14 protein-coding genes are annotated in these 21,679 nt (G+C 49.5%); 7 read left to right on the forward strand and 7 right to left on the reverse strand.

What is annotated here, in order from left to right; translation table 11 throughout:
- Window positions 1–769: transposase (locus tag AC1XTG_RS00005; protein WP_484840534.1), on the reverse strand; the 769-nt coding region annotated here is incomplete at its 3' end.
- A 138-nt stretch (window positions 770–907) separates the two neighbouring features.
- The gene (locus tag AC1XTG_RS00010; RefSeq protein WP_056288443.1) at window positions 908–1,597 is read right to left on the reverse strand and encodes a hypothetical protein; all 690 of its coding nucleotides are present in this window, start codon (window positions 1,595–1,597) and stop codon (window positions 908–910) included.
- Window positions 1,598–1,699: 102 nt separating this feature from the next.
- Here AC1XTG_RS00010 and AC1XTG_RS00015 point away from each other — a divergent pair, with 102 nt between their 5' ends.
- The 4 genes from AC1XTG_RS00015 (at window position 1,700) to AC1XTG_RS00030 (ending at window position 6,587) form a co-directional block, all read left to right on the forward strand.
- Entirely contained in the window at window positions 1,700–3,082 is a 1,383-nt protein-coding gene (locus AC1XTG_RS00015; RefSeq protein ID WP_056288440.1) for an MATE family efflux transporter, read from the forward strand.
- A 46-nt stretch (window positions 3,083–3,128) separates the two neighbouring features.
- A complete protein-coding gene (locus AC1XTG_RS00020) occupies window positions 3,129–4,151 on the forward strand; it encodes an LLM class flavin-dependent oxidoreductase (protein ID WP_484840535.1) in 1,023 nt (340 codons plus the stop codon).
- Between the two features lie 128 nt (window positions 4,152–4,279).
- Window positions 4,280–4,450 carry a hypothetical protein gene (locus AC1XTG_RS00025; protein ID WP_056288433.1) on the forward strand — a complete coding sequence of 57 codons (171 nt, stop codon included), beginning with the start codon at window positions 4,280–4,282 and terminating at the stop codon, window positions 4,448–4,450.
- A gap of 10 nt (window positions 4,451–4,460) precedes the next feature.
- Window positions 4,461–6,587, forward strand: coding sequence for a type IA DNA topoisomerase (locus AC1XTG_RS00030; protein WP_484840536.1), 2,127 nt, complete (start codon window positions 4,461–4,463; stop codon window positions 6,585–6,587).
- Here the strand turns inward: AC1XTG_RS00030 and AC1XTG_RS00035 are convergent, their stop codons facing one another.
- The 4 genes from AC1XTG_RS00035 to AC1XTG_RS00050 form a co-directional block, all read right to left on the reverse strand.
- Complete coding sequence (locus tag AC1XTG_RS00035) at window positions 6,588–8,195, reverse strand: sulfatase family protein (RefSeq protein ID WP_484840537.1); 1,608 nt, start codon at window positions 8,193–8,195, stop codon at window positions 6,588–6,590.
- A gap of 5 nt (window positions 8,196–8,200) precedes the next feature.
- Window positions 8,201–9,706: a sulfatase family protein gene (locus AC1XTG_RS00040; RefSeq protein WP_484841095.1), complete on the reverse strand. Its 1,506-nt coding sequence runs from the start codon at window positions 9,704–9,706 to the stop codon at window positions 8,201–8,203.
- Window positions 9,707–9,893: 187 nt separating this feature from the next.
- Window positions 9,894–11,540 (reverse strand): RagB/SusD family nutrient uptake outer membrane protein, encoded by a 1,647-nt coding sequence (locus AC1XTG_RS00045; RefSeq protein ID WP_484840538.1) that lies wholly within the window; start codon window positions 11,538–11,540, stop codon window positions 9,894–9,896.
- 3 nt (window positions 11,541–11,543) lie between these two features.
- Window positions 11,544–14,639 carry a SusC/RagA family TonB-linked outer membrane protein gene (locus tag AC1XTG_RS00050; protein ID WP_484840539.1) on the reverse strand — a complete coding sequence of 1,032 codons (3,096 nt, stop codon included), beginning with the start codon at window positions 14,637–14,639 and terminating at the stop codon, window positions 11,544–11,546.
- A gap of 281 nt (window positions 14,640–14,920) precedes the next feature.
- Between AC1XTG_RS00050 and AC1XTG_RS00055 the strand changes: the two genes are divergently transcribed.
- Both AC1XTG_RS00055 and AC1XTG_RS00060 read left to right on the forward strand, forming a co-directional pair.
- Window positions 14,921–15,259: a PadR family transcriptional regulator gene (locus tag AC1XTG_RS00055; RefSeq protein WP_056288420.1), complete on the forward strand. Its 339-nt coding sequence runs from the start codon at window positions 14,921–14,923 to the stop codon at window positions 15,257–15,259.
- Window positions 15,256–17,862, forward strand: coding sequence for an ABC transporter permease (locus tag AC1XTG_RS00060; RefSeq protein ID WP_484840540.1), 2,607 nt, complete (start codon window positions 15,256–15,258; stop codon window positions 17,860–17,862). Before AC1XTG_RS00055 ends, AC1XTG_RS00060 begins: the two co-directional genes overlap by 4 nt.
- A gap of 10 nt (window positions 17,863–17,872) precedes the next feature.
- Here AC1XTG_RS00060 and AC1XTG_RS00065 read toward each other — a convergent pair whose 3' ends face one another.
- Window positions 17,873–19,045: a cytochrome-c peroxidase gene (locus AC1XTG_RS00065; protein ID WP_056288417.1), complete on the reverse strand. Its 1,173-nt coding sequence runs from the start codon at window positions 19,043–19,045 to the stop codon at window positions 17,873–17,875.
- Window positions 19,046–19,290: 245 nt separating this feature from the next.
- On the opposite strand from AC1XTG_RS00065, the gene katG reads away from it, so the two are divergent.
- A complete protein-coding gene (gene katG / locus AC1XTG_RS00070) occupies window positions 19,291–21,570 on the forward strand; it encodes a catalase/peroxidase HPI (protein ID WP_484840541.1) in 2,280 nt (759 codons plus the stop codon).
- The last annotated feature ends 109 nt before the right edge of the window (window positions 21,571–21,679 follow it).

Raw genomic sequence — 21,679 nt, forward strand, 5'->3', positions numbered from 1 at the left:
AACTGTTGCGCTCTCCTAAAATGGCCTCTTGCTGCTCGTATCGAGCAATATTGGCCGGATAATATTGGGTCACGTAACCCAATTTGGCTTTCATTTTCTTGTCAATGTTTTCTTTCTTGCCAAGTACCTGGTTGAGCGTATCGACCGTATCCTGTACTTTTTCTTTGTTGATCGTGGTCAGGTCAGGGGGTTCGGGTAAGTTGTCCTCGGTGGCGGCCACGCTCTGGGCATAGGCCCAGATATCAGCCAGTTGCTTCTTCATTTTCTCCTTGCTGGTAGCGATCGCCTTCTTCCAGACAAAAGTGTATTTATTGGCATTGGCCTCGATCTTGGTGCCGTCCGTAAAAACTTCCTCAATGCTCAAATAGCCTTCCTGCGCAAGTAAACTGACCACTTGCTCAAAAATTGTCCTGAAAGTATCTTTCAAACGCACGCCCCGAAAACGGTTAATCGTATTGTGATCTGGGAAGCTCATCGAACTCAAAAACATAAAGTAGATACTTTCCTTGCAGGCTGCTTCGAGCTTCCTGCTAGAATAGATGTTGCTCATATAGCCAAATACAAGCACTTTCAACAGCATCTGGGGATGGTAGCCTGCCGAACCCGAATGATAGTAAGCTGCATTGAGCGGCTCCAAGTTGATCTTATTGATCACATCATTGACCACACGTACGACGTGCCCCTTAGGGATCAATTCGTCCAGACTTGGAGGAAGCAACATCAACTGTTGCTGCTGATAAGGCTTAAAAGAAGGTTGTTTGCGGCCCATTTTTCTGATTTGCTTATACCTAAAGATAATCAATCCGGAAAATTTGCACAACCGCTACAAACAAAAAAAGACTGCCTCATTTGAGACAGCCTCTTTTTTCGTACTTAATGTTATAGTTTCTTAAACAAGCAATCTACATTAATAAAGCACTTCATACCAGTGTTCTCTTGCGGCTATTCTTTCCACTTTCGTAACCCAGGCTGCTCTCATGGTAAATATGTATTTGATCTGGCTGCCTTTTGGGTCTTTTTCGTAATAGATAATGCGGATCCGGTCGGGAGATGCACCTGTCACAGCATCTTCTATCGACTTGTATTTAGCAGGAAGTGTATTATCCAGGTAACCAACGGAGGGCGAAAAGTTATTTTTAGAAAGTGATTTTACTGCTGCGGCGAAATAGTTATCAGGAAGTTTGATCTCCAAGGTTTGCCGCTCGTCGTTCCATTGACTGCTGCCCTTTTCTGCACTCTGCGGAAGGAATTCATAAAGCTTTTTACCTGTAGCATAGGGTACATTGCCATGCGGCCCCGAATCAATGACATGGATATTGACAGTCTGCGAATTGAAACTAAATGCGGAATAACCCACGAGCGCTAAAAAGGTAGCCCCATCAATATTTGCTTCGTTACCCAACAGATTTGATGTTTTCGTCACCCCAGCTTGTTCAATCGTCAGCTCCTCACATCGCCAGTATTTGTTTCCTGCTTCCAGGGAGGCCAGCAATGCTTCTTTATCAACAGTCGGTTTTGTTTCAGCCTCAACGGGATCTTCTTGTGAGCACGCGGAAAGGGAGGTAATTAATAGCAGGAGGTACAAATAACGTCTCATAAGTAACAAGTTAGTTCATATGCAAGATAAGATAGTTTTGTAAGTCACCGCACGGCGCATTTTATTTTTTGTAGCTTTGCGCCCCTTTTCAAAACTTTCTCTATGTCAGCCTCCAATCAACTTGGGCATGCTCCTGTCAGATCTCTGTTTTTTCAAAACTATGGTCCTGCTATTATTAGCCTGCTATCCTCCATTGTGCATCAGGTAATCAATGGGATTATACTAGGACAACAGGTAGGGAAAGATGGGCTTGCAGCCGTAGGTCTGTTTGGCCCGGTCGTCATCGTCCTGATCGCATTGAGCTTGCCTGTCATGATCGGTGGAAGCGTGCTGATCGGCAAAGGAATAGGAGCAGGTGACTATAGAAACGTACAACAGGTATTTCAGTTTGCTACCACACTGGTCATTTTAATGGGAGGCTGCGTAGCTGTCAGTGCGCCATTCCTGACAATGCCGCTTGCCCGCTTCCTAGCCGGCGCAGGTAATCTTGCTCTGACAGAAAACACAGCAGACTATGCATTCTGGCAATTAGTCAGTCTTCCGGTATTCTTTCTGGGAATGATCTGGGGCAGCTTCGTACGTGCTAACAATGCACCAAAAGTATCAAGAAATGCGTCGATCCTGGCAGCTGCAGTCAACATCGTTCTTGATGTAATATTCATCATCGTCTTTGAAATGGGTGTTGAAGGTGCATCAATCGCAACATCAGTCGCATTAGCCTGCGGCGCGGCCTACCTTTTTGTCTTCATTTCAAAGGGCAGTACACATTTAAGTTTTTCTTCTTTCCGATTTACACTCAGGCTAGCGCAATGGAAAGAATATTTTCAAATCGGCCTGCCTTCGTTCGCGTCTGAAATCGCGTTTTCATCAGGTTTGTTGCTTATCAACCAATCATTAATCCACTACGGTGCCACTGCAATTGCTGCATTCGGGTTGGTCAATTACCTTAGTTTCCTTTTGATCCGACCATTTACTGCTGCCATGATTGCCGCACTTCCGATTATATCTTACAATATCGGAGCAAAACAACCAGATCGGGTACTTGCAACCCTGCGCTTTTCACTGGGTTTTACCCTAATACTCGGCATAGTAGTTGCAGGGCTGGGTTTGTTCCTGTCTGACGTGCTAGTTGGGTTATTCTCAGGAGATCAAACTGTTAGTTACCGGGAAACTGCGGGCGAAGCAATGGGCTTATACTTCCTGCTATTTCTGGCAGCGGGCCCTAACTACCTGCTTGCAGCATTCTTCCAAAGTACAGGCAAGACAATCGCCTCTCTTTTTGTCAATCTTCTGAAAGGTTTCTTACTGATTCTCCCTGCGCTCGCGATACTGCCTGATTATCTGGGCCTTCCGGGAATTTGGCTGTCCAGGTCGATTTCCGAAATAGTCACGCTCATCGTCATTGCAGCTTATACATTGTATTTCAAAAACCGGTATTACACTAGTGACGCTATCCTTCAAGTTAGTGGTCGCCGGAACTTTTAGGTCTCATTATCCTTTGTAAAAGCAGGCCTACTCTGGAATATATATTATGAAAAAAATAGGATTTTTATCGTTTGGGCACTGGGCTAACCACCCCGCCTACAACGCCCGGACAGCCAGTGATACCCTGCTTCAATCCATTGATCTGGCTGTTGCAGCCGAAGAAATCGGCTTGGACGGGGCGTATTTTCGGGTACATCATTTTGCGTCGCAACTCGCTTCTCCATTTCCGCTGCTTTCAGCGATTGGAGCGAAAACAAGCAAAATTGAAATAGGCACGGGCGTTATTGATATGCGCTACGAAAACCCGTTGTATATGGTGGAAGACGCCGGCGCGGCAGACCTGATCTCGGAAGGACGATTACAGCTGGGTATCAGCAGGGGATCGCCGGAACAGGTGATTGATGGCTGGCGGTACTTCGGATATGAACTGGCCGAGGGAGAAACAGATGCAGATATGGGACGTCGCAAGGCGCTGGAATTCCTGGAAAGGCTGAATGGAGTTGGATTTGCGAGACCGAATCCCAACCCAATGTTCCCGAACCCTCCAGGTTTGCTGAGACTGGAACCCTACTCCGAAGGTTTGCGTGAGCGGATCTGGTGGGGCGCTGCTTCGAATGCAACAGCTGTGTGGGCGGCCGAAAATGGCATGTACTTGCAAAGCTCCACATTGAAGTTTGATGAAAGCGGCAAACCTTTTCATGTGCAGCAGGCTGAACAGATCAGGCTGTATAAAGAAGCCTGGAAAAGGGCGGGACACCAGCGTGAGCCGAGGGTTTCCGTGAGCCGGTCTATTTTCGCATTGGTCAATGAACAAGACAGGTATCTATTTGGTCAGGAAGCCAACAGACGCGACAAGATCGGCATGATCGAGCAAGATAAGCGGGCTATTTTTGGCAGAAGCTATGCTGCTGAACCTGATCAGCTTATCAAAGAATTGGCTCAGGACGAGGCTATTCAGGAAGCGGATACGCTGTTGCTGACCATCCCAAATACGCTGGGCGTCGATTACAACGTGCATGTGCTTTCATCTATTTTGGAGCATGTCGCACCCGGCTTAGGCTGGCGGTAAGTTCTGAATTTGAATGAGATATAATGGCAACCGGTGCAAAGCCGGTTGCCATTGTTCGTTAAGACAGGTCATTCCACACGTCACTTTTTTGTACTTTCGCCTAAACTCCTACTAAACCGTTTATTCAAATGAATCCAATCTGGGCGATTGTAGCTATTATTCTTGGCGTTACTTTGTACAAACAATTTGATTTTCAAACCCTGCAGTTCGAAAAACCTGCGCTGGCCGTTGTATATCTGCTCACATTTATTGCCTCAGTGTATTTTCTGATAAAAAGCAGGAAACAATCGACCAAGTAAGTTTACAATCATGAAACTGTGTATTGCTGAAAAGCCCAGCGTTGCGAAGGACATTGCAGGAGTGATCGGGGCAAACCAGCGGCGGGACGGTTATTTTGAGGGGAACGGTTACCAGGTAACCTGGACGTTTGGGCATTTTTGTACTTTAAAAGAGCCCCACGACTACACCGAACGCTGGAAAGCGTGGCGGCTGGAAGATCTGCCTATGATCCCGTCAAGCTTCGGTATCAAGCTGATTGATAATGCAGGCGCATTGAAGCAGTTTGGTGTAATAGAGAATCTGGTCAGCCAGTGTGAGGAAGTGATTAACTGTGGTGATGCAGGGCAGGAGGGAGAGCTGATCCAGCGCTGGGTCCTGCTGAAAGCCAAATGCAATGTACCTGTCAAGCGACTCTGGATTTCGTCGTTGACCGAGCAGGCAATCCGCGAGGGATTTGAGAAGTTGAAGGACAGCGAGCTTTACAACAACCTGTATGCCGCGGGCAGTGCGCGCGCCATTGGCGACTGGCTCCTGGGCATGAATGCGACGCGACTTTTTACCAAAAAATTCGGTCAGGGAAAGGTGGTACTCAGCATCGGCCGCGTACAAACACCGACACTCGCGCTCATCGTGCAGCGGCAAAAAGAGATCAATGCATTCGTATCCGAGGAATATTGGGAGCTCAAAACCATTTACCGGGAAACAGAATTTACAGCCAATATAGACCGGCTTAAAAGTGAGGAAAAGGCAAAAAAAGGCTTGGCTTATCTGCTGTTGCATGATTTTGAAATCACCTCATTTGAAAAGAAAGAAGGTAAAGAAGGAAACCCGAAGCTTTTTGACCTGACTTCCCTGCAGGTGGAAGCCAACAAGAAATACGGCTACTCTGCGGAAGACACATTGAAACACACACAAAACCTTTACGAAAAGAAGTTTATTACCTATCCAAGGGTAGATACCACTTATCTCTCGGAAGATCTGCATCCCAAAGTGGAAGGGATATTAAGAGAACTTACGCACTACGCGCAGTATACCGCGCCGCTACTTGAAAAGCCGATACCGAAATCGAAATCCGTTTTTGACGATAAAAAGGTAACCGATCACCACGCCATTATTCCTACCGGCGTGCAGCCAAATCATATTAATCAGGACGAGAAACGCATTTACGATCTGGTTACCCGGCGTTTTATAGCCTTGTTTTATCCCGAATGTAAAGTTTCAAACACGACAGTACTTGGGAAAGTCGGTCAGGTTGAGTTTAAGGCTACGGGAAAGCAGATACTTGAACCTGGCTGGCGTGCGCTGTATGCCAATGATGCGAGTGCCAAAAAGGAAGCTGCGGAAGAGGAAAAGCTGATGCCTAACTTCGAAGTAGGTGAAAGAGGGCCGCATGAACCGCGCGTGCACCAGGGAAAAACGACGCCGCCAAAAGCTTATACGGAAGCTACGCTGCTCAGGGCAATGGAAACAGCCGGCAAGCAGGTAGAAGACGATGAAATGCGTGAGCTTTTGAAAGACAATGGAATAGGAAGACCTTCCACCCGGGCCAACATCATAGAAACCCTTTTTAAAAGACGATATATCGAGAAGAAAAAGAAGAATATCGTCGCTACGCAGACAGGCATTGATCTCATTGATACGATCCAGAACGAATTGCTTAAAAGTGCCGAGCTGACGGGGAACTGGGAACGCAAGCTGCGCCTGATCGAAAAAGGCGAGTATTCTATGGATACATTCAAGCAGGAATTGATCCAGATGGTCGTGGATCTCACGCAGGAGGTGAAGAACAACCGCGGACGGGCGATCAGCATTGCGGAGGAAGTGCCGGTAGAAGTCGAAAAAGAGGTAAAGGAAAAGAAGGTCGCCAAACCCAAAGAGCCCAAGGAGGAGATTAATATTGAGACACTTACCTGTCCGAAATGCAAGGCGCATTTGCTGAAAAAAGGTAAAACAGCTTACGGCTGTGCCAATTTTCAGGTTTGCGGCTTTAAGATACCTTTTGAATTTTTGGGTAAAAAGCTTACTGACAAGCACGTTTACGATCTGCTAAGCAAAGGGAAAACGACGCGCATAAAAGGTTTGCAAATCCCGGGCAATCCTGAAACAACCGACGCCAAGCTGGTCATGAACGGAGATTTCAACTTCGAAGTAGGGTAGTTAAGGTTTGATCTTCTCAAAATCGGATGCATTGACCCAGCCAGCTTTCATTTTCTCACCTTTCATGTAGCGTTCATAGAAGTTGCGGGAGGCAGGTTCTGCAAACGGGTAGCTGTCGAAAACGTCTACTTTCCCAAACATGCGAGGATCGTTCTGACTTTTCAGCTCTTTTTCCAGTTGGATTCGCAGCGCATTTTTTACTTTGGCGTAAGCAGGGTCTTTCGCGAGATTGGTCATAGCGTCGGGATCTTTGAGATAGTTATAAAGTTCTTCCGCCCCTTTTTTTCCAAAAGATAAATTCCATCTTTCCTGATCTTGCCCGGCACGTTTTGCATTTAATAGGACGGTTTTCGTCGGACTTCCATCCGTATCGAGGTAGCCGGTTTCAGGGTTACCTGCCGGCCAGCGACCAGGTTCATAGTTGATCGTGTAAATCAGGCTGTCTTTAACAATCCCGCGTACCGGGTATCCCTGATCGTGTGGCCGGCCCACGTCCGTGCGCTCTTTTCCAAGCAAAACGTGGTCACGTGTTTGATCTGTGCGTCCCGCCTCTCCGTTTGCGAAAACAGGTAGCAAAGACTTACCCTGCATTTGCATTCCGGTTTTGCCTTGCAGCCCGGCCGCTTCCAGCAGGGTAGGCGCAAAATCTGTAAAACTTACAAAATCCGACACTTTCCGTCCAGGCGATTTGATCCCGTCTTTCCACATAATAGCCAGTGGAAGGTGGTTATCATATTCGTAAACATGTCCTTTCGTTCTGGGAAATGGCATTCCATTGTCCGAAGTAACGATAACAATGGTGTTGTCCAGCTCGCCTGCATCTTCCAGTATCCGCAGCATCTCTTGCAGGTGCTTGTCGAAGTACTCAACCTCGTAGGCATAATCGAGCATATCGTTTCGAACCGTATCATTGTCGGGCCAGTAAGCTGGCACGCGTTCAATGTCGGAGCGCTTCTTCTTTCCTTTGGCTGCGCCGCTGCCATATTCGTATACCCTGTGCGGTTCGTGGCCACCATACCAGAAACAAAAGGGCTGGTCGCTGTTTCGGTCTTTCAGAAATACTTCCAGATTGGCAGCATAGTTTACGGGTGAAATAGCCTTAGTGGGCGCATTCATTTTGATTTCGTTGTAATGCTTGCCAGTCAGCAGCCGCGGACTTCCATTAATTTCCCCGGGATCACCAGGTCCCCAGCCTTTGCCGGTAAAACCCGTCAGGTATCCTGCATTGCTCAACTTTTCCACCCAGCTGCTGAATTTCGCCGGAAAAAACGGCACATGGTTAGCTGCTTCTTCCAACTGCCAGGGATTGCGTCCAGTCAAAATGCAAGAACGGGAAGGCGCACACTTGGCATTAGGAGTGAATGCGTTTTCAAACAGGATTCCATTTGACGCAACACGATCAAAGCCCGGCGTGCTGACCCACTTATTTGATAATCCGTACGCGCTCATGTGCCGGTAGGAAGCATCGTCAGCAATGCAAAAGAGGATATTTGGCCTCTTCTGCATTGCGCCAATAGCATCGTTACGGGTGATTTGCACAGCAGCCATCAAAGGCAACAGCAGCAACAGGATCCAGCAATAACATTTGACTTTGCTTTGTTTGATCATGGTCATTATTCCAGCTTGATAGTCTCTGTCTCGCGTTTCGGACTACCTTTCTGTATTTCATTCAACAAGTCGGTCATCTGCTTCAACTTTTCCGGCTGCGAGGAAGCAAGGTTGGTAAGCTGTCCAACATCCGTTTTTACATTATATAACTGGTACTCTTTCGCATTGCCCAGTTCGATATTTACATTCTTGTTTACTGCCGGGCCATTGTAGGGAGGTATCATCACAAAATCACCTTGCCGCAATGCAGTACGGGAGCTCGCTTCTATCACCAGCTCATTCCGCCCTTTTTTGCTTTTACCCAAAAACACATCGAGGTAATTCTGACTGTCCAAACCCTTTGCTTCCTGTCCCGCCAAATGCGCGAGCGAACTTAGTAAATCAAGCTGGCAAACCACGGCGTCGGATACTGTGGGTTTGATCGTGCCTTTCCAGTACGTGATGAATGGAACACGAACGCCAGCTTCAAACAAACTGTATTTGCCGCCCCGCAATGGTCCCGCCGGTTTGTGGCTGCCCAGTTTCTCAACTGCATCGTCATGATAACCGTCATTTACGACCGGTCCGTTGTCACTCGTGAAGATGATCAGGGTGTTTTCAAGAATACCTTCTTTTTCGAGTGTTTTCAATAACTCACCCAGGCACCAGTCTGCCTCCGCGATCGCGTCGCCTCTGGGGCCCATTCCGGTTACCCCTTTAAAGCGGGGATTGGGCGTGCGCGGCACGTGTGGCTGCTGCATGGCGTAGTAAAGAAAGAACGGCTTTGATTTGTTGGAAACAACAAACTGCTGCGCCTTGGTCAGGAACAGGTCGGCCATTTCTTCATCATTCCACTTCGCCTTCGCGCCGCCCTTCATGTAACCAATGCGTGAAATTCCATTGGTGATGCTCTGGTCGTGACCGTGGTGCCATTTCATTTTCAGCAACTCGGGATTATCTTTTCCCGTCGGCTCACCTGGAAAGTTCTCTTTGTAGCTCACCTGAATGGGATCGTTCGGGTCAAGACCAACAACACGCGTATTTTCAATGTAAACCGTCGGTACCCTGTCTTGCGTGGCAGCCAGAATGTAGGAGTAGTCGAAGCCCAGCTGGTTGGGCCCGGGCTTGATTTCCTTGTTCCAGTCTGTATTTCCATCTCCCAATCCCAGATGCCATTTACCTACGATCCCTGTCGCATACCCTGCTTTTTTCAGGATTTTCGGAATGGTCGCTTGCGCTGTATCGATCAGCAGCGGAGCATCACCCGGCAGGATCTTGGCGTCTTTGTTGCGCCACGGATACACGCCCGTTACCAATGCAAAGCGGCTGGGCGTACAAGTTGACGAAGTGGCATAACCATTTGTAAACCGAATGCCACCTTTCGCGAGCCGGTCCATATTCGGGGTATTCAAAGCAGTCGCTCCATAAGCACCCACATCGCCATAACCGAGGTCGTCGAGATTTATGAGGATGATATTGGGTTTCGCTGCGTCAGGCTCTTTGCCTGCAAACTGCCAGCCGGTAGCAGCCATCAAAACTGCAAATGAGAAGCCCAGAATAGTAAGCTGTATGTTTTTGTTCCGTGTTTTTTTTATCATGTTATATAAAATTGAATGCGGGATATTTGTTTAATTGAGCTTCAACCTGCATTGAAGAAAGTGTTAGGCTTTACATTTTTACCTTGTTGGTTAAATGGCTTGGTTGCTTCTCCCCAACACCTCACTTACCCAGCTTAGGATTTACATTCACTTCCGTTTCCGGGATTGGCCATAATTCGTCAGTGCCTTTCCTGAATTTCTTTGACGTAACATACCAGCGGAATTTTGGGTCGGTCTTTTTGGAAGTAGCCGCGTATCTCTTGGAATCCGGGAAGGCGGCTCCCCAGAAATCACCGGACAGAGCCTGATCAGTTGTGCCCCAACGAAGCAGATCCCACAACCGTATCCCTTCGAAAGCCAGCTCAATCCGCCGCTCTCTCCGCAGGATCGTTCGCAGTTCAGCCGCATTGGTTACCGTAATTTTGGGTAAATTAACAGAAGCCCTGCCGCGTACTGCATTGATCGTTTGATCCAGAAGTGACTGCGTAATGGGCGTGCCTGCTTCCAGTTCGGCTTCCAGGTAGCTCAGCAGCACTTCGGCGTAGCGGATCACAGGCAGGTTTCCTCCGTAGTCGGCAGTCAGACTTCCATTGAAAGATTCATCAAAAAATTTGCGAAGCCCGTAACCCGTGCGCGTCGCTTGCTTGGAATAAGTGAGCTGGTCGAGTGAGTTGACGGAGTCTGGATGTACCACGTACCTGCGCCCGCCGAATGTAGTTCCATCCCACAGGAAAGTCGCGCGGAAACGCGGGTCGCGGTTGGCGCCCATATCTTTCGGATTGTATTTGGGGCTGTCGTAAGAGAATGGCGTTCCGTCTGCAAATCCATATTCCTCAGCCAGACTTCCAAGCGGGTTGATAATATGCCAGCCGCCGTTGATCGCAGGATAAGCATGCTGCGGCATCGCATTAGGCGCTTGTCCAGGCACGTGCTGCAAACTGAAAATGATCTCCCTGCTGTTTTCATTGGCAGTATTGAACAAACCTGCGTAGTCCGGGTCAATGGTATTTTCACCTAGATCAATGAGCTGTTTGTAAGCAGCAGCCGCTTCTTTAAAGCGTTTTTCACCCAAATACATCCGTCCAAGAAACGCCAGCGCGGCCTGTTTGGTAGCACGACCGCTTTCATTCGCAGCCAATGATTTTTGTCCGGGCAGGTCAGCTGCGGCGGCAGTCAGCTCGTCAATTACAAACTGTACAATTGCTGTTTTCGGCGCTTTTCCAACGTTGTTGGCCTCATCCGGTGTCAGCGTTTTGGTAACCAGCGGGACCGAACCCCAGTATTGCGACATATAGAAGTACTGGGTTGCACGCAGGAACCTGGCTTCTGCGGTCAGCCGGCGGATAAAGGCCTCGCTTGCAGGTACTTTGCCAATGTTTTCCAGGAAATCGTTGGTGATTGCGATCCTTTTGTACGAACCTGTCCAGTAACCCTGGATCACATTGTTGTTGGCAGTTAATGTCCCGTCGGTAAGTTTGTTAAAAGTCGAATTGTCGCCCCTGCGGTCGTATGCATTGTCTGTTGCAAATTCGAGGAACACGCTGCCGAAGTAGCTCCACCAGTCGTTCGGTACCGTGTTGGTTGCATAAGTAATGCCGCCCCGGTACATTCCCGAAAGGGCGATCATCGCATTTGATTCTGAATTCCAGAAAACATCTTTGGCAAATGCATTGGTGGGAAATTGCTTCAACTGATCGTCGCATGAAAGCAGCGGCAGCAGGATCAGTAACAGAGTCGATTTACGTAAAATATATTGCGGGATTCTCATGACCTAAAATTTGATATTGACACCGAAAGTATAAGTGGATAGAATAGGGTAGTATGGGCCGCCGGTGTTGATCTCGGGATCCCAGCCCTCGCGATAGCTGCTGAATGTGAGCGGATTTTCAATACTCAAATAAAGCCGCAAGCGGTCGACTTTCAATTTGCCCAGTACAGAAGCCGGCATTGAGTAGCCCAGCTGCACGTTCTTAACCCGCAGGTAAGCCGCATTCTGAACCCAGAAATCGGATTGCACGGTATTGGGCGTGCCGCTGTTGGTGACTACTTCGAGACGAGGGTAGTCAGGGTAGCGCTGCGGATTGGCGGGGTCAAACCGTCCTTCCATTTGCCAGCGTTGGATATTGCCCAGATTAAAGAATGCAACACCGGCGTAATTGTTCAGCTGGCCTTTCACGCCCGCCACACCTTGCAGGAACAGCGAGAAATCAAAGGCTTTGTAGCGCAGATCCGAATTGAAGCTGTATGTATACTTCGGAATGCGGCTGCCGAGGTAAGTGCGGTCGTAAGTAGCGTCCACCTTTCCGTCGGGTACGCCATTGGGTCCGCTGATGTCTTTATAGCGCAGATCGCCGGGCCGCGCGCCGGGTGTAATTGTCGTTTGATTGGGCCAGGCATCGATGTCTGTCTGGTCGAGGAAAACGCCATCGGAAAGGTAGCCGTAGTACATTTCCATTGGAAAACCATTGAATAGCGTCGAACCGTTTCCGACAAATCCGTTTGGCTGCCGCACATTGCCCAGGCCCAACGACATTACCTTATTCTGGATAATAGAAAAATTTCCGCCAATCGAGTAGTTGAGCTTCCCGACATGGTCACGGTAAAATCCGTCAAATTCCCAGCCTTTGTTTTGTGCCTCACCCGTATTCGTTTCGCTGATCGCTACGCCCAGCACAGAAGAAACGCTGGCCGAGGGTTTGAAGAGAATGTCTGTTGTATTCCGTTGGAAGTACGTCGCATTAAAGCCTAGCTTCCTGTTAAAGAATTCTGTTTCGATGCCGAAATCAGTTGTTCTCGTCGACTCCCATTTGATATTTGCATCACGGTAAGTGGCATACGCCGCGCCGGTCGTAATGCCTGTACCAAATGGATAATTGGCACCCGAATTCAGCACGGTCTGATAAGGATAGTTCCCGATATTCTGATTACCCAGGATACCCCAGGAGGCTTTGAGCTTCAAATTGGAGAGCCAGGATACACTTTTCAGGAACTGCTCTTCCGAAATGCGCCAGCCGGCCGCCGCGGAAGGAAACACGGCATATTTGTTGTTATCAGGAAAGCGCGAAGAACCGTCGTAGCGAAGGGTTGCTTCCAGCAGGTACTTATCCTCGCGGTTGAAGCGCAGCCGCCCGAAGTAGGACTGGATCGCCCATTGCTCGCCATATCCATTGACCTGCTGATTATCCGCGCCACCCATATCAATGGCGGTATAATCGTTGCTCGGGAATCCCTGGCGATAACCAGAAAAATAGTCACTTTGCTCGTTTTCAAAAGAATATCCCAGCAGAAAGTCTACCGTGTTCTTCTGGAAACTCCTCGAATACTCTCCCACAAATTGCAGTGTGCGATAGATCTCTTTATTGCGGTCCTGGTTCAGTACTGATTGTGCCAGGTTTACTGTCGGGCTCAGGCGCTGCGATGCATTGTAGGAGACACGTTCGAGCAATGCAAAATTATAACCGCCAATTGCCGAGAGGTTTAATCCGGGAATGGGCTGCCAGTTGAGCTTCATATTGGTAGTCAGCCGGTTTTGCGGATTGCGGAAATACGACGAAGATGCAATCCAGGACACGGGCGTGCCACCACTTTCCGGACCTAACCCAAATTCGCCGTTTGAAGCCTGGCCCAGGAAAACAGCCGGATATCTCACTGCATTCTGGATCAGCTGGTCTGTGAGCTCGCCGCCTTTGTTGCCTGTGGCCTGCGGCTCCTTTCGCAGTTGGGAAGAACCGCCAATTCGCGTGGTCAGCTTGAAGTTCCTGCCCAGGTCGTTTTCCAGGTTCAGGCGCACATTGTAGCGGGTAAAGTTGTTCTTCGGCACAATGCCGTCCTGACTCAGATAGCCGCCCGAAATGAAATATTTTGCCCGCTCGTTGCCGCCATTGATGTTGATGGTATGACCGGTCTGAATGCCCTTTTCAGAAAAAAGCATGTCGAGGAACCTGGTATTGGGAAACCGGTCGGGATCACTCTGCGAGCGGAATTTGGCAATATCCTCGGCAGAGTAAGCCGCGGTTCCGGAAGCGATATTGAACATTTCTGCATACTCCCAGGAATTAACGAAATCAGGCAGCTCCGTTGGTTTGTTAAAGCCCACATACCCGTTGTAGCTGATCTTCGCCTTTGCCTCGCCGCCGCTTTTTGTAGTTACCAGGATCACTCCATTAGCGGAACGTGCGCCGTAAATGGCAGCAGAAGAAGCATCTTTCAAAACTGAAACAGACTGGATATCGTCCGGACTGATATCATTCAGCTGTCCGGGTATACCGTCGACAAGGATCAGGGCATCGGGCGTAGCACCGAAGGAACCTACGCCGCGTACCCGGATCGTGCTTCCATTACTACCCGGCCGACCCGAACCTGTGGTCACAGTTACCCCGGGCATTTGACCGGCAATAGCCTGACTTACCTGCGTCACGGGGCGATTTTCGAGCGCATCCGAACCGATCTGCGACACGGAGCCGATCACATTCACCTTTTTCTGCTCGCCGTAGCCTACTACCACAAATTCATTCAGAAGCTTTTGGTCAGAAACGAGCGTGACTTCAAGCCGGGCTTTGTTGCCAACTGTAATTTCCTGAGTTACGTACCCGACGAAAGAGATAATTAAAACGGAGCTTTCACTGACACCGTCAAGACTGAATGCGCCATCGCCGGCGCTGGAAGTGCCTTTGCCTGTACCCTTGATCAGCACGCTCGCGCCGGGGATACCTTCGCCTTTTTCATCGGTAATTTTTCCGGTTAAAGTGCCGGCATCCTGGGCGAGACTTGTCTGCGCATTAAAAACCAGCAGCAATGCGGCCAGGCAAAGTATGGCTGCGAGCCGCCTTTTCAAGGCTGCATTTTGTAAGGTAAAAAATCTGTACATAAGGGTTATAAATTGATAAAAGGGAGCATACCGCTGGTTGAGGTATGTTAATCGATTAAGTCTAGCAAATATATAGGCTTAAAAGACTGGTTTGTACAAAAAAATTGAAAAAACTGTGAACAGAGCGGATAACTACGTCCGCTATCGGACACTTCCCGTTCTTTTACGGACAAAAATTTTCTGCTGATAACCATTCAAATCGCGGCTGAATGCACTTATTCAGCATTTCTGGTAAGTGGCACATATTTGTACTATAAAATATAAACTAATCAGCCGGGCTGATGCGACGAACTTATCTGGGAGAATTTGAAGAACTCGTTTTACTGATGATCGCCATCCTGGACGGTCAGGCTTATGGGTTAACCGTCAGTCAGGAAATCGAGCAGCACACGGGACGGATAGTCACCCTGGGCGCCATTCACAACACATTGATCAGACTGGAAGAAAAGGGCTTTGTGCGCTCCGAACTCGGCGGTGCAACTATGGAGCGCGGCGGCAGGCGGAAGCGGCTGTTCAAAGTAACAGCGCTAGGGGCAGGCGCACTGCGCGATATACAGCAACTACGCAGCAAGTTATGGCAGCTGATGCCCGATAGCGGGTTAAATACCAATGCACTATGAATACGCCACAGCCACCCCGCTGGGCCAGATCTGTGCTCAGGTTACTGCATCCGGACAATACACTGGAAGAAGTGGAAGGCGATCTGGATGAACTGTATGCATACTGGTACCGGCGCGCAGGAGCTGGTGAAGCACTGCTGAGATACCTGCTGAATGTGGTTTCCCTGTTGCCGCCTTTTGTGCGATCTCGGGCCCGACAATACGAATATGAACAACCTTTTGCCTTAAATCCTGCTATGTTAAAGAACTACTTCAAAATCGCGTGGCGCAACATTGTCCGTCAGAAAGCTTACTCAGCGCTCAACATCGCCGGACTTTCCATTGGAATGGGGTGCAGTATCCTGATCCTGCTTTGGGTTCAGAACGAGCTGAGCTACGACCGCTTCCACGCACAGGCAGACCGGATTTTCAGACTTACATGTAATGCGGGAGATTTCAAGGCGGCAGTGAGTCCTGCTGGAATCGCGCGCGGTTTACAGCAGCAAATGCCGCAGATTGAGGCAGGTGTGCGGCTAAGCAAGCCGGTAACCAGCCTTTTTGAAGCTGGCGAAAAGAAGTTTGAAGAAAAGCGCGTCTTTTTTGCCGACTCGAATTTTCTTCGTGTCTTTTCCTTTCCATTGCTGAAAGGGAACCCGGCCATTGCACTCAGCGATCCGGGCGCGTTGCTCATCACAAAGGAAATGGCCTGGAAGTACTTCGGGAGCGACGATGCTGTGGGCAAGATCCTCAGGAGAAACAATGGCGAGAATTTCAAGGTGGCAGGTGTTCTGGCCAATGCGCCCTCCAACTCTCATTTACAGTTTGATTTCATCATTCCGATGTCCAATCTGGCGCGCACTGATCGGGATTTGCAGACGGATACCTGGGGCAATTATAATTTTTATACCTATTTCAGACTTGCTGAAAATACGGATACCTCGCTGCCCGCCCTGCAAAAGCTGACTGCCCGGATGTTTGAGATCTATAAAGCGCATGGACAAGCTTTGAAAGTCGGCTTTCAGCTGCAACCGCTTACCGCCATTCACCTGCATTCCGATCTGCAGATCGATCTTCCCGGTCACGGTAATATCCAGTATGTCAACATCTTCTTTGTTGTGGCGATTTTCATCCTGATCGTTGCATGTATCAATTTCATGAACCTCGCCACGGCCCGATCTGCACGGCGCGCCAAAGAAGTGGGGCTGCGCAAGGTAGTAGGAGCGGGGCGTTACCAGCTTGTGCTGCAATTCCTGGGCGAGTCGCTGATCTTTTCATTCCTGTCACTTTTCATTGCAATCGGCATTGTCTTCTTGCTTTTGCCGATCTTCAAAATGCTGACCGAAAAAGAACTTACGATACAATTGCTCGACGCCAGGCTGTGGCTGACCTTAACCGGAATAGCACTGCTCACGGGACTGGTCGCGGGTAGCTATCCTGCCTTATTCCTGTCAGGATTTGCGCCGGTTAAAGTGCTTAAAGGTAAAATGAGGGTAGCAGGTGCGAATCTGGTCTTCCGGAACGGGCTCGTCGTGGCGCAGTTTGTAGTCGCTATCGTGCTGCTTGTGGGTACTGCCGTCGTGTATAAGCAATTGAATTTTATCAAAAACAGGAACCTCGGATTCGATAAATCTAACCTGCTCTATGTACCAATGACGGGTGAAATGTGGGGGAAAAAACAAAGTCTGAAAGCCGCCCTGGCCCAGGAGCCGTTCACTTCCAATTTCTCCATTATTTCAGACTTACCCACCGCGCTCATATCAGGTACTACCGACCTGGAATGGCCCGGACAAGTCGCGCCGAACCAGGTTATTATTCCCTCACTGGACGTGGACGAGCATTTTGTGGATGTTTTCAAAACCAAAATACTCGCCGGCCGCAGTTTTTCCAGCGGATTCTCGGGAGATAGTTCCAGCTACATCATCAATGAAAAAGCAATGCAGGTGATGGGTATGAACCTGCAAAATGCCGTGGGACAAAGCATTACATTTAGTGAAGTAAAAGGCAATATCATAGGTGTCGTAAAGGATTTTCATTTCAAGTCTTTGCAGTACGAGGTAGAGCCGCTTGTGCTCAGGCTCAATAAATGGGGCGGGTATGTGATTGTCCGCACGCCGGCAGGAAACAACGAAGCGACCATTCAGGCGCTGAGCAGGCTTAATCAACAGCTTAACCCCGCTTTTCCCTTTACTTATGGTTTTCTGGACAAAGACCTGGATAACCTGTACCGCAGCGAGCAGCAAATGGGCAGTATCTTTAACCTTTTTGCCGGACTGGCCATCTTTATTTCCTGCCTGGGTTTATACGGTTTATCCGCTTTTATGGCCGAGCAGCGGAACAAAGAGATAGGTGTCAGAAAGGTGCTGGGCGCAACTGTCACCGGCGTAGTGGCATTGCTTTCCCAGGATTTTTTGAAACTGGTACTGATCGCGATCGTTCTCGCGTCACCAATCGCCTGGTATGCCATGCACAAATGGTTGCAGGATTTCGCTTATCAAACAAGCATCGACTGGTGGGTGTTTGTGCTGGCCGGCGCACTGGCTGCTTCCATTGCTTTGCTTACAGTCAGTTTTCAAAGTATCAAAGCCGCATTAATGAACCCTGTAAAGAGCCTGCGGAGCGAATAATGGAGTGGATTCATAGTCCCGAGACGCGCAATCCGCTTGGTACGGAAGCAGGTACTGTTTTGTCGAAAGCATCATCATTCAGCGTATTCAGGAACTCGACGATCCGCGAGATATCTTTGAAGTTGACATCCATATGCGTAGCCAGTGAGTCCATTTGCGAGGCTTTTACATTCGGGTTCGCGATCTTTCCGCCAGCTACGTCTTCATAAAACAGCAGCACCTGATCCAGCGTGGCAAATTTCCCGCTGTGCATGTACGGAGCAGTATACCGCAGGTTTCTGAGAGTCGGCGTGCGGAATGCATAATCGTTATTGATTCCGCTGTCGCTTTCCTTTCGATTACCACTGTCGGGCACGCCGAGCGTATGTAATTTGAAGTCCGAGAACATCGGACCGGAGTGGCATTTGGCACATCCACTTGTCAGAAATGCATTCAGACCTTCTTTTTCACCGGTCGACAATGCATTGCTGTCGCCGCGCATATACTGGTCAAACCGCGTATTCGTCGCGATCAATGTCCGCTCGTAAGCTGCCAGTGCCTTGGCCATATTCCATTGGTTCACAGGTTCAGGTTCGTTGTAAAAAGCTTTGGCGAACAGCTCCTGATAGGTTGGTATCTTCCGGATCCTGGCGATGATCTCGTCAATAATATTTTCTTCTCCAAAAGCATTGCCACGCATTTCTTCCAGTGTCCTGACGGGCTCCAAAGCCTGCTGCTCCAAACCTTTCGCGCGCAGGTCCCAGAACATCGGCGCTGATTCTGGCTGGTAGGCTTTATGATTTTCAATCCCGTTGAAAGCGGTATTCAGGATACTTTGCGAATTGCGCTTCACAAAAGGAATGGTATTGGCATGGGCAAACCTCCTTTTGCTGCCGGTTCCACTTCCGTTTACACCAATAGACGTTTCGAGAAACTCTGCATAATTGAACTCAGGCTGGTGGCAAGTCGCACACGCCACGTCCTGATTACCCGATAGTACCGGGTCAAAAAACAGCAGCCTGCCCAGCTCGACCTTCTCGGGTGAAGTAGGATTATCCACGGGATGGGTGACGCGCTCTGGCAATGCGCCGAGGTCGGCAATGGTTTCGACAACTTTTGGTTTACGCTGGCGCGTGCTGCTTCCATCCTGTCCGCAAGACAAACAGCCAATGACCAGCAAAGACAAAAGCAGTGTTATATTCATTGCCTTACAAAAGCTTTTCAGAATTGATTTTTACGCAAAATCTCACCGCATTTTGATTCGATGCTCGATGGGTATTCTGAAACACTCCACTGCTTTTAAAACTAAATTCAATGCACATTGATTAATAGATAGGAACTATCGAATGATAGAATTAATCAATTTTCATTATAATCTCCAAAAACATAACTTGCCGACCTGCATTGAAATCCTGTGCAGGTACTGACAGTAAATTCTGAACTTACAATATGGAAAACGAATCAAACGACATTAGCAAATGCCCGTTTCACAACGGCACTATGAACAACAGCAATGTGGGCGGCGGCGGCACGCGAAACCGTGACTGGTGGCCAAATCAGCTTAAATTGAACATTCTGCGTCAACATTCCTCCAAGACAAACCCGATGGGTGAAGACTTCGACTATGCAGAAGCGTTCAAAAGTCTGGACCTCGCCGCTGTAAAGCAGGACCTCCATGCGCTTATGACCGACTCACAGGATTGGTGGCCGGCCGATTTCGGGCACTACGGTCCATTGTTCATCCGTATGGCGTGGCATAGTGCAGGTACTTACCGCGTGTTTGATGGCCGTGGGGGCGGTGGTTCGGGACAGCAGCGTTTCGCGCCGCTGAACAGCTGGCCTGATAACGTGAGTCTTGACAAGGCGCGTCGTCTGCTTTGGCCCATCAAACAAAAATATGGAAACAAAATCTCCTGGGCGGATCTGATGATCCTGACGGGTAATGTGGCCCTGGAATCAATGGGCTTCAAAACGTTTGGATTTGCCGGAGGGCGCGCCGACGTATGGGAGCCGGATGAAGACGTTTATTGGGGAGCGGAAAAAACGTGGCTCGGCAATGACCGCCGGTATCCTCAGGGTGTTCCGGGAGTAGCAGACCACGGTGTGGTATCTTCGGATGAAGATGCGGGCCGGGGCATTCACTCGCGTGACCTGGAAAAGCCGCTTGCCGCAGCACACATGGGACTGATCTACGTAAATCCGGAAGGCCCGGATGGAACACCCGACCCGGTTGCATCTGCAAAGGATATCCGAGATACATTTGGTCGCATGGCGATGAACGACGAGGAAACGGTTGCGTTGATCGCGGGTGGACATAGTTTTGGTAAAACACACGGAGCGGCTCCTTCCGAGCACGTGGGTAATGAGCCGGAAGCGGCAGACGTGGAACTGCAGGGTTTGGGTTGGAGCAACAGCTTCGGCTCAGGAAAAGGTCCTGATACGATCACCAGCGGACTGGAAGTAACCTGGACCGCGACACCTACACAATGGAGCAACAATTTCTTTGAGAACCTTTTCGGTTTTGAATGGGAATTGACAAAAAGTCCTGGCGGTGCACACCAGTGGGTAGCGAAAAACGCGGAGCATATCATCCCTGATGCGTACGATAGTACCAGGAAGCACGCGCCGACGATGCTCACGACCGACCTTGCATTGCGCTTTGATCCGGTTTACGAAAAAATCTCGAGGAACTTCCTTGAAAACCCGGACGCATTTGCCGACGCATTTGCCCGCGCCTGGTTCAAGCTGACGCACCGGGATATGGGCCCGCGCGCCCGCTACCTGGGCCCGGAGGTACCCGAAGAAGTATTGATCTGGCAGGATCCCGTTCCGGCTGTTGACCACGCGTTGATTGATGACGCGGACGCTGCTGCATTGAAGTCGAACATTCTGGCTTCCGGATTAACAGTATCTGAGCTGGTATCTACTGCCTGGGCATCTGCAAGCACATTCCGTGGCTCCGACAAACGCGGTGGCGCGAATGGCGCGCGTGTACGGCTGGCACCTCAGAAAGACTGGCTGGTGAACAATCCGATCCAGTTGCAAAAAGTACTGAGTACGCTGGAAAGTATCCAGGGTGAGTTTAACAGCATTCAGACCGGTGGAAAGAAGGTATCCCTTGCCGATCTGATCGTGCTGGCCGGCTGTGCCGGGGTTGAGAAAGCTGCCCAGGATGCAGGTCACGCAATTTTGGTTCCGTTTACACCCGGCCGCACGGATGCTTCACAGGAGCAGACTGACGTAGAGTCGGTGGCATTCCTCGAACCGGCTGCGGACGGATTCCGTAACTACCGCCGGACAAAAGCGGATGTAGCTACGGAAGAGCTGCTGATCGACAAGGCGCAATTGCTGACGCTCTCGGCACCTGAGCTGACCGTGCTGGTAGGTGGAATGCGGGCATTGGGCGCCAACTTTGACGGTTCCAAAAACGGCGTTTTCACGTCACGCCCGGGTGTTCTGACCAACGATTTCTTTGTTAACCTGCTCGATATGCGCACGGCGTGGAAGGCAATGGGAGAAGACAGGGAAACGTACCTCGGTACCGATCGCGCAAGCGGACAGCCGAAATGGACTGCAACGCGTGCCGACCTGGTTTTCGGATCAAACTCAGAGCTACGCGCCGTTGCAGAAGTATACGCAAGCGCAGACGCCCAGGGCAAGTTTGTAAAAGACTTCGTTGCAGCCTGGAACAAGGTAATGAACCTGGACAGGTTTGATCTTGCAAAATAGGGCAAAAAAAGCCGCATAGCGGCCAAACATAGGTAGGAACAGGTAAAAAGAGGGGAGTAAATCCCGTAGGGATGCAACAACAATGCGCCGCGAAATTATTTAGCCTCTC

This window comes from Dyadobacter sp. HNCC25DJ183 (assembly GCF_056895175.1).